This is a genomic window from Arthrobacter sp. Br18, assembly GCF_000520555.1.
Taxonomy (GTDB): domain Bacteria; phylum Actinomycetota; class Actinomycetes; order Actinomycetales; family Micrococcaceae; genus Arthrobacter_D.
This window is the reverse complement of sequence record NZ_KI914856.1, coordinates 1-12,160: the sequence shown is the minus strand read 5'-3', so window position 1 is coordinate 12,160 and position 12,160 is coordinate 1. Positions and strand designations below refer to the sequence as shown.

Here is a 12,160-nt window from a genome sequence, read left to right as displayed (position 1 = left end):
CCGCCGCTGTCCGAGCGCTGGCCCATCACCGGCGCGAGCAGGGCGATCAGCGCTCCTGCCGCGGCCAGGCCCCAGCCGAGATACTGCGACGCGCGCTCCTCACCGCCGAAAGCTTCCGAGGTGAGGTACACGGTGAAGACGAAGGTGGTCATGACGGCGTTGAAGGCCGCCGATCCCCAGTCCCAGGACGCCCAGGCGAGCACGGGCCTGCTCAGTAGCCGGCCGGAGGGGAAGGGCGCGGTGGTCCCGGCTGAAGGCGCGGTTCCCTGCGCGGGCACGGGAAACTGCTGGCTCGAACTCATACCGCACATGCTAGCCGCCCGCCGCGGTGGGAGGGCCCGCCAACACGGGCTCCGGGAACCCCGAAAGTATTCCTCGGCTAGAATGGGTACAAGCCCCTCGACCGTCCTCCACAGGAAGATCAGGAAACCGACTTGCTGCCACTGCTGATCGTGCTGTTCGCAGTGGCCCTGGCGGCGCCCGTCCTCTTCCGATGGCTGGGACGCTCCGCCTTCTACGTGCTGGGGGCAGCCCCCGCGGCCGGCTTCCTCTGGCTCCTGGCCACCTATCCCCGGTACACCGGGAGCGATCAGACGGCGACGGGCGGCATGCCGAACGCGCCGCCGTCGGTGGTCTATCCCTGGGTCCCCGAGCTCCGGCTCGAGCTGGCATTCCGGATGGACGCGCTGGCCGCCGTGCTTTCGATCCTGATCCTGGGTGTCGGCGCGCTGATCCTCTTCTACTGCGCCCGCTACTTCAAGAAGGACGACCCTGACCTCGGGGGTTTCGGTGCCCAGCTCCTGGCGTTCGCCGGCGCGATGTTCGGCCTGGTGACGGCGGATGACCTGATTCTCCTGTTCGTCTTCTGGGAACTGACCACCGTCCTGTCCTATCTGCTGATCGGTTACTCGCGGCACCGACTGGCAGCCCGCCGTGCAGCACTCCAGGCGCTGATCGTGACGACGCTCGGCGGCCTGACCATGCTCGTGGGCATCGTGATGCTCGGGCAGACGGCGGGAACCTACCGGATTTCCGGGGTTCTGGGCCGGGCGGAGGAGCTCCTGGCGACCGGCGCCGTCGTCGATATCGCCGTGGTGCTCCTTCTCGTGGGCGCCGTCACGAAGTCGGCGCTGGTGCCCTTCCACTTCTGGCTTCCTGCGGCCATGGCGGCTCCCACGCCGGTCAGCGCCTATCTCCATGCCGCGGCGATGGTCAAGGCGGGGATCTACCTCGTCGCCCGCCTGGCGCCCGGATTCTCGGAGTCCGCCTACTGGTTCGGCGTCCTGATGGTCCTCGGCCTGGCCACGATGCTGATCGGCGGCTGGCGGGCACTGCGCCAGTTCGACCTGAAACTGATCCTCGCCTACGGGACAGTGAGCCAGCTCGGTTTCCTGACGATGGTGGTGGGACTGGGAGGGCCCGACGGCGCGCTGGCGGGACTCGGACTCCTGCTGGCCCATGGGTTCTTCAAGGCGACGCTGTTCCTGGTGGTCGGCATCATCGACCATCAGTCCGGCACGAGGGACATCCGGAAACTCTCCGGCATCGCACGCTCCTCACCCGCGCTGGCCGTCATCGCCGCAGTCGCCGCAGCGTCCATGGCCGGCGTTCCGCCGTTCTTCGGATTCGTGGCGAAGGAGTCCGTCTACGAGGCCTTCGTCCATCTGGCCGAGGCCGAGGGCCTTCCCGGCCTGCTCCTCCTCGCCGGGATCGTCTCCGGTTCCGTCCTGACCTTCGCCTACAGCGCCCGTTTCGTCTGGGGCGGTTTCGCCCCCAAGAAGGAGCAGGCGCCGACGCCGTTCAAACGGATCCGGAAGTCCTTCCTGCTCGCGCCCGCCGTCCTGACCCTTGCGACAGTCACCTTCGGCCTGTGGCCCGCGCCGCTGGACGCCGCGATCCAGCCCTATGTCTCGCTGTTCGACGCACCCGAGGAGGAGGTGTACCTCGCGCTGTGGCACGGGTGGACGCCGGCACTGCTGCTGTCGGTGCTGACGCTGGGGGCGGGAATGGGGCTGTTCCTGCTCCGCGCCGGAGTCGAGCGGGCACAGGACAGGGTCCGGCCGGTGTTCGACGCCGAAGGCACCTACCGGAATGCGGTCGGGGTGCTCGACGACGTCGCGGTCTGGGTGACCGGACGCACCCAGCGCGGTTCCCTGACCTTCTACTTGTTCGTCATCCTCACCACCGCGATCCTGACGCCGCTGTCAGCGCTGATCCTGTACGACGCACCCCTGCCCACCAGTTGGCGATGGTTCGATTCCCCCGCACAGGCGCTCGCCGGCGTGGTGATCGTGGTGGGTGCGCTGACCGCGGTCCGGGCCAACAAACGGTTCATGGCCGTGCTGATGGTCGGGGTGACCGGATACGGCATGGCGCTGATCTTCGCGCTGCACGGGGCGCCGGACCTCGCCCTGACCCAGACCCTCGTGGAAACCATCGTGCTGGTGGCCTTCGTCCTCGCCCTGCGCTCACTCCCCGCGCGCCTCTGGAACCGTGAGAAAAGCCGGCACCGCCTGCTGCGGGCCGGCCTCGGAATCGCTTTCGGCGGCATCATGGCCGTCATCGCGATGTCCTCGATGGCCTCACGCAACGCGGCCCCGGTCTCCCTTGCGTTTCCCGATCTGGCCTACAACGACGGCGGTGGGGAGAACGTGGTCAACGTTCTCCTGGTGGACATCCGGGCCTGGGACACCTTCGGCGAAGTGTCGGTCCTGGCACTTGCCGCAACCGGCATCGCCAGCCTCATCTTCGTCCGCGGCAGGGGGGACAAGCGCCGGCGCGCCGAGGGCGTTGAATCGGGCACGGTGGATCGCGGCCAGGAACCCCTCGCCCGCACGGACCGCGAGGAAGCAGCCCTCGCCCTGGCGAGGAAATTCTCCACGGTGTCGCGGGATGCCTGGCTGGTGGCCGGCCGGACACTCGCCCCGGAGCGGCGGTCGATCATCTTCGAGGTCGTGACCCGCTTGCTGTTCCACTCGATCATCATGCTCTCGGTGTATCTGCTCCTGGCAGGCCATAATCTTCCGGGCGGCGGTTTTGCGGGCGGACTCACCGCCGGTCTTGCGCTGACGGTGCGGTATCTCGCGGGCGGGCGGTTCGAGCTGGCCGAGGCAAGCCCGGTCAGTGCCGGACTGCTGCTGGGTGGAGGTCTTGCCACCGCGTCACTCACGGCTGTTGCGCCCCTGGCCTTCGGGGGAGCGATCTTCCAGAGCCACATTCTCGAATTCGCGCTGCCGATCTTCGGGGACGTCAAATTCGTCACCTCGACGATCTTCGACATCGGCGTCTACCTGATCGTCGTGGGATTGGTGCTCGATGTCCTGCGCAGCCTCGGATCCGAGATCGACGAGCGCAGCGAGGGGCACTCCCGGGTCGAGGAGCAGGGCGCACCCAGGAACCCCCGCCAGGAGTCCGCCGAAACAGGGGAGGGGGTTATCCGGTGAGCGTCAATATCACACTGCTTGTCGTCATGGCGGTCCTCTTCGCGTCCGGTGTGTACCTGATCCTCGAGAGGAGCCTGACGCGGGTGCTTCTCGGACTGATCCTGCTCGCGAACGGCGCCAATATCCTGTTGCTGTCCACCGGGGGTCCGGCGGGCAAGGCGCCGCTCTATGTGGCGGGGACACCCGCCGGGGAATACTCGGACCCGCTTCCCCAGGCCCTGGTCCTGACCGCGATCGTCATCTCGTTCGCCGTGTCGGCGTTCATGCTGGGAATCATCTACCGCTCCTGGGTGCTCGGTCGCCAGGATGACGTGCAGGACGACATCGAGGACCGTCGCGTGGCGGGCCAGGGCAGCTTCGACGCCGAGGATGACGCCGAGGTGCCTGTCGAGACCACCGAATTCACCGACCAGGGCACCGATAGTGACACCATCCAGGAGGCCGAGGAGCGCCCAGGCTCCCAGCGTCCGGGCCCACTGAACAATTCACGGGAGGCGCAGTGAACGTAGCTGACCTTGCGCCGCTCGCCGTCATTCTCCCGTTCCTCGGAGCGGCAGTGGCGTTCATGCTCATCCGGCATTCACGCTCGCAGCGCACCGTCAGTATTTCGACCCTGACCGGAACGCTGCTGATCGAAGTGCTCCTCCTGCTGAACGCGCCCAACGGGACGCACGCGGTCCGGGTGGGCGGGTGGGACGCGCCCTTCGGGATCACACTGGTGGTGGACCAGTTCTCGGCGCTCATGCTCGTGGTGTCCTCGGCGGTGAGTCTCGCAGTCCTCGTCTACGCCACGGGGCAGGGCACGACAGACGGCGACGAGGACGGGCCCGTGTCGATTTTCCACCCGACCTACCTGATCCTGGTGGCGGGGGTCTCGAGCGCGTTCCTGGCCGGTGACCTGTTCAACCTGTACGTGGGGTTCGAGATCCTGCTGACCGCCAGTTACGTGCTCATGACCCTCGGTGGAACGACGCCGCGCATCCGGGCGGGCGTGACCTATGTGGTGGTCAGCGTGGTGTCCTCGATGCTGTTCCTCATCGCGATCGCCATGATCTACGGCGCCACCGGCACCGTCAACATGGCGGACCTCGCGGTGAAGCTCGAGGACGTCGACCCCGCCACGCAGCTGGTGCTCCACCTCATGCTCCTGGTGGCCTTCGGGATCAAGGCGGCAGTCTTTCCCCTGTCCTTCTGGCTCCCCGACTCCTACCCGACGGCTCCAGCTCCGGTGACCGCGGTGTTCGCCGGTCTGCTCACCAAGGTGGGCGTCTACGCGATGGTGCGGGTCGAGACACTGCTGTTCCCCGGCGACCGCATCAACACACTCCTGATGGTGGTGGCGCTGCTGACCATGCTGGTCGGGATCCTCGGCGCCCTGGCGCAGTCGGACATCAAGCGTCTGCTGTCCTTCACCCTCGTCAGCCACATCGGCTACATGATCTTCGGCCTGGCGATCTCCACCCGCCTCGGGCTCGGCGCCGCCGTGTACTACGTGGCACACCACATCACCGTGCAGACGAGCCTTTTCCTGGTCACCGGCCTGGTCGAGCGGCGGGGAGGTACCGCCAACATGGACCGGCTCGGCGGACTCGCCAAACTCTCGCCGATCCTCGGGGTGCTCTTCTTCCTGCCCGCCATGAATCTTGCGGGAATACCTCCCTTCTCCGGATTCCTCGGAAAGCTGGGCCTGATCCAGGCCGGCGTCGAACTCGGAACGCCCCTGGCCTACATCCTGGTCGCCGGCGGGATCCTGACGAGCCTGCTGACGCTGCTGGTCATGGCTCGGGTATGGAACCGCGCGTTCTGGCGACGGCCCAAGGACGCAACCCACCCTGACCCGATCCTCCTCGCCACCAAGGAGGACGGCTCACGGCTGCGCACCTCACGCCACGTGGTGGGGAAGGCATCGGGCCGGTTCGCCGGGCGCAGCCCCGTTCAACTCCTGCCGAGAACGATGGTGTGGCCGACCGCCGGCCTCGTGGGACTGGGCCTGGCACTGACGCTGCTGGCCGGTCCGCTGTTCACACTCAGTGACAGCGCCGCGCAGGAGATGCTCGACCGCACCCCCTACATCGACGCGGTGCTGGGAACCGGGGCCACGCGATGACGCGGCAGAGGACTCCGCTGATCACCGAATTGCCGCTGGTCATCTGGCTGGTCATCGTGTGGGGTGCGCTGTGGCAGGACTTCAGCGCCGGCAACCTCCTTTTCGGGGCGATCATCGCCTACGTGGTGGCGAACCTGTTCTACCTTCCACCCGTGGAACTCAGCGGAAGGTTCAATGTGCTGTGGGCCGCGCCCTTCACTGCCCGTTTCCTGGTCAAGCTGGTGACCGCAAGCGCCGAAGTGTTCTGGCTCGGGCTGTCGAAGGGCCCCCGGCTGCGCAATGCCGTGGTGGCCGTCCAGCTGCGCAGCTCGTCCGACTTCCTCGTCACGGCGACCGGCCATGCGCTCTCGCTGATTCCCGGTTCCCTGGTCCTTGAAGTGGACCGCTCGACGTCGACCCTTTACCTCCACTGCCTGAACATCACATCCGACGACGACGCCGACGCCATCCGCCGCGACGTCCGCGCCACCGAAGCCTGGCTGATCCTCATCATGGGCACGCGGGAGGACCTGGCGCTGCTGCGAGCCGAGGACCGCTTCGCGCGCGAGAGGGAGGCCCGGTCGTGACTGCCGTGACGTACGTGGTGGGTGCCATCCTCGCGCTGGCCGCCGCGTGTGCGCTGTACCGGGCGGCACGCGGTCCGACCATCCTCGACCGTGTCCTCGCGCTCGACGTCGTGCTGGCCATCATCGGCGCGGCGCTGGCCACCCGGATGGTGGTGACCGGAAACCTCGACAACCTGGTCTTCCTGGTGGTGGCGTCGGTGGTCGGCTTCATCGGCTCGGTCACGGTGGCCCGCTTCGTGACGGACAGGAAATGATCATGGACAATCTGCAGCCCGCGCTCGACGTCGTCGTCGCCTCCCTGCTGATCAGCGGAGCGCTGATGTCCCTCGCGGCGGGCATCGGCCTGCTCCGGTTCCCCGACCTGCTGTCGCGGATGCATGCCGCCACCAAGCCCCAGGTGCTGGGACTGCTGCTGTTCCTGCTGGCCCTCGCCATTGAATTCCGCAGCTGGGCACTTGTCCCGGTGCTGCTGGTCTGCTGGATCTTCCAGCTCCTGACCAGTCCCGTTTCCGCACACATGGTAGGCCGCGCCGGCTACCGGACACGGCATATGCGCCGTGACCTCCTGACGATCGACGAGCTCGACGACGTCGTGGAGAAGGCGGCCCGGCAGCGCGGGGACGGTCCATAGAAGAAGGGTGCCCGACCGGAGCCCGGCCGAACACCCTTCGTCGTGCTGCGGCACGTCACCCGCGGTGGATCACGTGAGTCCGCGCGTCCTGGCGAATCGCTCGATTGCCTGCTGCGTGGTCCGGTTGGTGAGGACCTGGATCGTGGTGCTGATCGCTCCTGAGATGACCGCGAAGATGAGTGCTGAACGGAGGGTGTTCTCCAGGCCGTCCTTGCTCTTGGGTGGAGCTTCGCCCGTGACTTTATGCCAGATGACGTCCACGAGCTTGGTGCCGATGAAACCGGCACCGACGCTCATCACGGCTCCGAGCACTTTGAAAAGAACCTGCATGCTGTGTCTCCTTTGTGTGCGTATCCTCTGGCCCAGCCTAGCCCGGGTCATGCCATCGGGTAACAAGTGCTACCCAGCGGGGAAGAATACTTTATGCTCTTCTCGAGGACCCTTTGAGACTGCGCATCATCCGTATGCCTGGAGCTCTGGTCGCTGTTCCTCCTTCGATTTCTGTCCTACTACGGGAAGGCCGGCGAGACATGAATCAGGAAGATCTCCACCGGATCCAGGTAGCGGCCGCGGACAAGGAAGCTGCGGCCTTCGAGTTCGATCATGCCGCGCTCAATCTGGAGGAGGCAGTGGCGGCGGCGCTGCGCCATGGTGAGGACGCGATGCTCATTGCCGAGGCTGCGGATCTTTCGGGATCCGAGGTGCTTCAATTGAGGGGCGGACCGGAAGGCGAGCCCGAGGTGGAAAGAATGGGGACATTGGATGGATCCGAATAGGCAGCACTGGTACACCGTGACAGCTGCGTCCAGGCCCGGGGTCGACCTCGATGACGTGTGGATGAACTATCTCAGCATGGGTGGAAGCTGTGGCGACGTCGAGGTGGCCGCCTACCTGCACGGCCTGCTGCTTTTGGATCCGCTGGAGCGTGACCTCATCGCCCACGCGGTCAATGAACTGCTGGACGATACCGCCTCGACAGATTCCCGCGCGCCCTACAGCACCGAGGCGGTTGCCCTTGCCTCGGGTTATGCGGCGGACAGCTTTGCCGGTGAGGGACTGGACCTGCCACAGGGTCCAGCCACTCCGGAAGAGGCCGAGGTCCAGCGGCTCGACTCCCTCCGGCAGACAGGTCTGCTGGATACCTCGGCGGAGGAACGCTTCGACAGGCTTACCCGCCGGGCGAAGGAACGGTTCGGCGTCAGCTCGGCGTCCATCGCCCTGATCGGCGCCGAGGACCAGTTCATCAAGTCGCTGTCCGGGCCCATCGGGCAGAACGTACCGAGGGAGATTTCCTTCTGCAACGAGACCATCCGGTTTGCCCGCACGCTCGTGGTCCCCGACGCCCTGCTCGACCAGCGATTCACCGAGAACCCGCTGGTCCTGGAAGCGCCCCACATCCGTTTCTACGCCGGATACCCTCTGACAGGCCCGGGCGGCTGGAGAATCGGGACGCTGTGCGTCATCGACGACAAGCCGCGGGAATTCACCAGGGACGATGAGGAGGAGTTGCGCGCTCTGGCCGGGCTGGTGCAGCTTGAACTAGCGTCCTGAGTAACAGCTGGGCAACGCTTCCGAGCCCCCGATGTTACGCATGTGACACCTGTGTATCATTCGAGCAACAGCCCTCTGCATCACTCACCTGCTGGGAAAGGTAGGTCTCATGTCCTCATCCAGCAGGCTCGTCTCCGATCCGGACACGACCATGCAGACGCTCATCGGGTTGATCGGCCGGGTAGGGAACCGCGACGAGGCGGCATTCGAAGCCCTGTATGAGCGAACCGCACGCCGGGTGTACGGTCTGGCCCTGAGGGTCCTTCAGAACCCGGCCATGGCGGCAGAGGTAGCCCAGGAGGTCTACCTGCTGGTGTGGACCACCGCCGCGACCTACGATCCGTCACGCGGTTCACCGCAGAGCTGGCTGTTCACCCTCACCCATCGCCGGGCCGTCGACCGAGTGCGCAGTGAACAGAGTTCCCGGGAGCGGGGGGCGCGCCACATGCAGGAAACCAATGCCCTCAAGGTGGATTCAGTGGAGGAAACCGTCCATCACACGATCATGAGCGAGACGATCAGGGCATGCCTGGCGACCCTCACCGCCCGCCAGGCTGAAGCAGTCACCCTCGCCTACTACGACGGACTCACGTATGTCCAGGTCGCGGACCGCCTCGGACTGAAACTGCCTACAGCGAAGTCGCGTATTCAGAGCGGGCTGGCCCGGTTGAGGACAGCCATGGAGCAGCAAGGCTACGACGCCCAATCCCGCTAGCGAGCGCCTGCACCGCCCTCGCCGACCCGGGATGCAAGTCGGGGCGGCACGTCATGAATCAATTCCGTGCGATTATCACCGCGGCGCGCCGATCCAAACATGTCCGGCGCCCGAATAATGCCTCGACAACAGTCAGCGCATTTCTACACATCACTTATGCAGCATTTATCAGGAGAATTACCACGACTACAACATCCAAGTCACGCGCGGGCGCGAAAACGAACGTCCAGAAGGCTGCCGCCGTGGTTGCGGCCGTCTTCGTACTTGTCGGACTTCTGGGTTTCATTCCGGGCATCACCAGCCAGTACGATCAGTTGCATGTCGCCGGACATGGATCCGGTGCCCTTCTGCTGGGCGTGTGCCAGGTGTCGATCCTGCACAACATCGTCCACCTGCTCTTCGGTATCGTCGGACTTGCCCTGGCCCGCACGGCGCCCGGCGCCCGTTCCTACCTTCTCTACGGCGGCATCATCTACCTGGTCCTATGGATCTACGGCCTGCGGATCGATATGCAGTCCGCAATGAATTTCGTGCCCCTGAATGACGCGGACAATTGGCTCCATCTTGTCCTGGGAATCGGAATGGTCGCCCTTGCATTGCTTCTTACCAAAAAGAGGAGCACTGCCGGAACCCGTAACGCCTGACCAGTACGCGAATCGACGGAGGGGAGGCCAAAAGCCTCCCCTCCGTCGTTTAAGTTCCAGAGCCGGTTCCGCCGACAAATCTATGTTCTGCTGGTCTTTCCGCTGCCGGTTTCACTCAGCCGGATAGTGCGCTTCGCGCAGCAGCCGCGCAAGGTGGACGGCATTGCGCGCCAGAGAAGCATTGGTGGACGCGACAGGGTCCGGAACCTGGTCAAGGTCCTTGAAATCGACGGTCTGCATGGCCTCGCCCACCCAGTATGTACCGCCCTGTGCAGGAAGGGTGAAGCCGACGTCGTTGAGGCCCTGCATCATATCGGCGATGGTTTTGTGGGCGCCGTCCTCATTGCCCACTACGGCAACAACCGCGACCTTGCCGTACATGATCGGCCTGCCCTGTTCATCCGTCTCGGATAGTTCCGCGTCCAACCGTTCCATGACCTGCTGGGCCACGCTCGACGGATGGCCCAGCCAGATGGGCGTCGAGAGAATGAGGATATCGGCGGCAAGAATCTTATCGCGCAGTGCGGGCCACTCGTCTCCGTCTCCCATGTCCGTCAGGACTCCGCGCTTCACATCGTGATCGACCACCCGCTCCAGGGATGACTGCACGCCGTGCCCGGCAAGGAGGTCGAGGATGTGCCGTGCGATCAGCTCGCTGCTCGAAGGTTCTGGTGAGGGTGTGAGCGTACAGACGAGGGCGAATGCTGAGAGGTTGGTCAATGGAGGTCCTTTCATTGCGACGGAATCTGCCACGATTGTGCCCTGATATGAATCAGACCACCAGCTTTGCATAGACGACGTAGTTGTCGTCGAACTCACCCGTCGCGGGATCGTAGCCGTCACAGGTGATCAGGCGCAGCTCGGACCCCTCGGTGTTGCCGTAGACCGTCTGGGTGGGGAACTCGTCCTTGGGGTACTGCTCGCCACGGTCGAAGACGAAGGTTGCCGTGGTGCCGTCCTCGCGGGTTACCTCAATGGTGTCGCCCGCCTTCAGGCTGCGCAGGTCGGCGAAGACCCCGGGTCCGCCGTCGGTAGCGTTGACGTGCCCAAGGAGGACTGCGGGTCCGCGCTCGCCGGGTGTCGGGGAATCGTTGTACCAGCTTGCAGGCGCGCCAGGTCCGTCCGGGGGAACCTCGAGCGAGCCGTTGTCGCGTAGGCCGAGGCTGAGCAGCTCTGATTGCGCACCCGTGGCGGGAACGCGGAACGAGACAGGGGCCGAGGTCGCCAGGACCGGCAGCTGGGCCGGAGCTGGTGCAGGTGCTGGCGCGGGTGTGCCCGGCGCACTCGGCGGTGCCGTAGTCGGCACCGCAGGCGCGGCGGAAACCGTGGGCGGCGTCGCCGTTCCCTGGCTTTGGGGCGGGGCAGCTGCTGCGCAGCCGGTCAGGATGAGGGCAGCGACCGCTGCAGAGGCGAAGTAGCCTGTGTGGCGGCTGCGCGCTGAGCTAATCATGATGGGTAATGTCCGATCAGTTCGTTGGGCGTGGAGAACCAGGTCTCGCCTGCTTCGGGCGTCACTTCCTCCGCGGTGGTGCACACCGACCGCAGCGTGCTTCGCATGTTCTTCGAAGCAAGCGGCTTTGCGGATTGGTTCACCGCGGATCGGCTGACCATCCAGTTTACTGTCCGGGCAGTCATCGTCCGGTCGTTGCAGGGCGACCGGCAGACGATGATCTCCTACAGTGCGCCGCAACGATCCACAGACTCGCCAGCTACGAATCAGGCACATGAGCATGACAGATGGCAGGGAGGCCGGCAGCGTCGATTCAGCGGCAGTGGCTTCATCGCGGCGTCGCGTAGAGCAGGCACTTTCCGAGCTTGAGCGCTCGTGGGTCAATCCGCGCCCGGATGCTGTGATTACTGCTGCACGCCGCTATCTAGCCGCCGTCGAAAACTGGGCTGACTCGCGTCGTGAGGGTGCCTGAGAAGGCATCGTGCGGAAGCCGGTCTTCGCTTGTTGGCGTCGGATTCGTGGTTAACGGCCGACCGCCGCAGAGGCTTGGAAGCCCCGGCGGCGGCCGGTTCACCTACTGGTGTTTCAGTTGGTGCGATTATGCCTTGGTGTTGCTGCGGCGGACCATGAAGGTTCCGCCGGCTGCTGCTGCCAGGACCAGGCCGCCACCGAGGGCGAGCATGGCGGTGTTGGAACCGGTTTCCTGGGCGACGCCGGTGTCGGCGCCTCCGGCAGGCATGTCGCCCATCTGTGAGGCTACGAGGGTTCCACAGAGTGCCGGCGAGGTGGCGCCAAGGGGCAGGTCTGGGGAGATGTCACTGGTTGAGTTGAAAACTTCCTCGGAGACTCCGGCGGTTGCTGGGTCCAGGCCGTGGACGACGACGACGGCGGTGCCGGCTTCGAGCGATGCCTTGGTTTCGGCGTTGATGTCGATCTCACGATCGATGGTGTAGCTGCCGCCCTGGCCGCCGAGCGCGAGGTTCAGGCCCTCAGCCGGGGTCGTGGCGCCGGAGGTGGTCAGCGTGGTCTGGATTCCGCCGTAGGCGCGTGTGC

At 65.5% G+C, this 12,160-nt stretch carries 15 protein-coding genes and 2 pseudogenes; 11 read left to right on the top strand and 6 right to left on the bottom strand.

The window, feature by feature from the left end:
* Positions 1-302 (bottom strand): annotated as a pseudogene (locus tag Y704_RS19650) (MFS transporter); the annotation flags it as partial.
* Positions 303-434: 132 nt separating this feature from the next.
* Between Y704_RS19650 and Y704_RS0107335 the strand changes: the two are divergent.
* From Y704_RS0107335 to mnhG, 6 genes are read left to right on the top strand one after another with little or no spacing between them, the layout of a single operon-like run.
* On the top strand, positions 435-3,443 hold the full coding sequence (locus tag Y704_RS0107335; protein ID WP_026549642.1) for a Na+/H+ antiporter subunit A: 3,009 nt from the start codon (positions 435-437) through the stop codon (positions 3,441-3,443).
* On the top strand, positions 3,440-3,946 hold the full coding sequence (locus tag Y704_RS0107330) for a Na(+)/H(+) antiporter subunit C (RefSeq protein WP_026549641.1): 507 nt from the start codon (positions 3,440-3,442) through the stop codon (positions 3,944-3,946). Before Y704_RS0107335 ends, Y704_RS0107330 begins: the two co-directional genes overlap by 4 nt.
* Complete coding sequence (locus Y704_RS0107325; protein WP_026549640.1) at positions 3,943-5,550, top strand: Na+/H+ antiporter subunit D; 1,608 nt, start codon at positions 3,943-3,945, stop codon at positions 5,548-5,550. Before Y704_RS0107330 ends, Y704_RS0107325 begins: the two co-directional genes overlap by 4 nt.
* Positions 5,547-6,116, top strand: a complete 570-nt coding sequence (locus Y704_RS0107320) for a Na+/H+ antiporter subunit E (RefSeq protein WP_026549639.1) — start codon at positions 5,547-5,549, stop codon at positions 6,114-6,116. The genes Y704_RS0107325 and Y704_RS0107320 overlap by 4 nt, the downstream gene beginning before the upstream one ends.
* A complete protein-coding gene (locus Y704_RS0107315; protein ID WP_026549638.1) occupies positions 6,113-6,370 on the top strand; it encodes an MrpF/PhaF family protein in 258 nt (85 codons plus the stop codon). The genes Y704_RS0107320 and Y704_RS0107315 overlap by 4 nt, the downstream gene beginning before the upstream one ends.
* A 2-nt stretch (positions 6,371-6,372) precedes the next feature.
* Positions 6,373-6,747: a monovalent cation/H(+) antiporter subunit G gene (mnhG, locus tag Y704_RS0107310; RefSeq protein ID WP_155850261.1), complete on the top strand. Its 375-nt coding sequence runs from the start codon at positions 6,373-6,375 to the stop codon at positions 6,745-6,747.
* 69 nt (positions 6,748-6,816) lie between these two features.
* On the opposite strand, the gene Y704_RS0107305 is transcribed toward mnhG, so the two are convergent.
* A complete protein-coding gene (locus Y704_RS0107305; RefSeq protein WP_026549636.1) occupies positions 6,817-7,077 on the bottom strand; it encodes a DUF4235 domain-containing protein in 261 nt (86 codons plus the stop codon).
* 200 nt (positions 7,078-7,277) lie between these two features.
* On the opposite strand from Y704_RS0107305, the gene Y704_RS0107300 reads away from it, so the two are divergent.
* The 4 genes from Y704_RS0107300 to Y704_RS0107285 all read left to right on the top strand — a co-directional run bounded on the left by Y704_RS0107300 (position 7,278) and on the right by Y704_RS0107285 (position 9,657).
* The gene (locus Y704_RS0107300; RefSeq protein WP_026549635.1) at positions 7,278-7,523 is read left to right on the top strand and encodes a hypothetical protein; all 246 of its coding nucleotides are present in this window, start codon (positions 7,278-7,280) and stop codon (positions 7,521-7,523) included.
* Positions 7,510-8,298 carry a GAF domain-containing protein gene (locus Y704_RS22690; RefSeq protein WP_051476794.1) on the top strand — a complete coding sequence of 263 codons (789 nt, stop codon included), beginning with the start codon at positions 7,510-7,512 and terminating at the stop codon, positions 8,296-8,298. Before Y704_RS0107300 ends, Y704_RS22690 begins: the two co-directional genes overlap by 14 nt.
* A 109-nt stretch (positions 8,299-8,407) precedes the next feature.
* Positions 8,408-9,013: a sigma-70 family RNA polymerase sigma factor gene (locus Y704_RS0107290; protein ID WP_026549634.1), complete on the top strand. Its 606-nt coding sequence runs from the start codon at positions 8,408-8,410 to the stop codon at positions 9,011-9,013.
* 176 nt (positions 9,014-9,189) lie between these two features.
* The gene (locus tag Y704_RS0107285) at positions 9,190-9,657 is read left to right on the top strand and encodes a DUF4383 domain-containing protein (RefSeq protein ID WP_051476804.1); all 468 of its coding nucleotides are present in this window, start codon (positions 9,190-9,192) and stop codon (positions 9,655-9,657) included.
* Between the two features lie 111 nt (positions 9,658-9,768).
* Here Y704_RS0107285 and Y704_RS0107280 read toward each other — a convergent pair whose 3' ends face one another.
* Genes Y704_RS0107280 through Y704_RS24430 form a run of 3 tightly spaced genes read right to left on the bottom strand, consistent with a single transcriptional unit; the run spans position 9,769 to position 11,250 of the window.
* Positions 9,769-10,377 (bottom strand): flavodoxin family protein, encoded by a 609-nt coding sequence (locus Y704_RS0107280; RefSeq protein ID WP_026549632.1) that lies wholly within the window; start codon positions 10,375-10,377, stop codon positions 9,769-9,771.
* Between the two features lie 52 nt (positions 10,378-10,429).
* Entirely contained in the window at positions 10,430-11,107 is a 678-nt protein-coding gene (locus Y704_RS0107275) for a class F sortase (RefSeq protein WP_026549631.1), read from the bottom strand.
* On the bottom strand, positions 11,104-11,250 hold the full coding sequence (locus Y704_RS24430; protein WP_162149385.1) for a hypothetical protein: 147 nt from the start codon (positions 11,248-11,250) through the stop codon (positions 11,104-11,106). Before Y704_RS24430 ends, Y704_RS0107275 begins: the two co-directional genes overlap by 4 nt.
* A 131-nt stretch (positions 11,251-11,381) precedes the next feature.
* Between Y704_RS24430 and Y704_RS24825 the strand changes: the two genes are divergently transcribed.
* Entirely contained in the window at positions 11,382-11,579 is a 198-nt protein-coding gene (locus Y704_RS24825) for a hypothetical protein (RefSeq protein WP_216698960.1), read from the top strand.
* A 126-nt stretch (positions 11,580-11,705) separates the two neighbouring features.
* On the opposite strand, the pseudogene Y704_RS24425 reads toward Y704_RS24825, so the two are convergent.
* A pseudogene (locus tag Y704_RS24425) lies at positions 11,706-12,160 on the bottom strand (hypothetical protein); the annotation flags it as partial.

What these genes read in the sequence shown, in the direction of transcription:
- Y704_RS0107290 (WP_026549634.1), top strand. Translation starts at nt 8,408, where the DNA reads ATGTCCTCATCCAGCAGGCTCGTCTCCGATCCGGACACGACCATGCAG.
- mnhG (WP_155850261.1), top strand. Translation starts at nt 6,373, where the DNA reads ATGGACAATCTGCAGCCCGCGCTCGACGTCGTCGTCGCCTCCCTGCTG.
- Y704_RS0107320 (WP_026549639.1), top strand. Translation starts at nt 5,547, where the DNA reads ATGACGCGGCAGAGGACTCCGCTGATCACCGAATTGCCGCTGGTCATC.
- Y704_RS0107300 (WP_026549635.1), top strand. Translation starts at nt 7,278, where the DNA reads ATGAATCAGGAAGATCTCCACCGGATCCAGGTAGCGGCCGCGGACAAG.
- Y704_RS24825 (WP_216698960.1), top strand. Translation starts at nt 11,382, where the DNA reads ATGAGCATGACAGATGGCAGGGAGGCCGGCAGCGTCGATTCAGCGGCA.
- Y704_RS0107275 (WP_026549631.1), bottom strand. Translation starts at nt 11,107, where the DNA reads ATGATTAGCTCAGCGCGCAGCCGCCACACAGGCTACTTCGCCTCTGCA.
- Y704_RS0107305 (WP_026549636.1), bottom strand. Translation starts at nt 7,077, where the DNA reads ATGCAGGTTCTTTTCAAAGTGCTCGGAGCCGTGATGAGCGTCGGTGCC.
- Y704_RS22690 (WP_051476794.1), top strand. Translation starts at nt 7,510, where the DNA reads ATGGATCCGAATAGGCAGCACTGGTACACCGTGACAGCTGCGTCCAGG.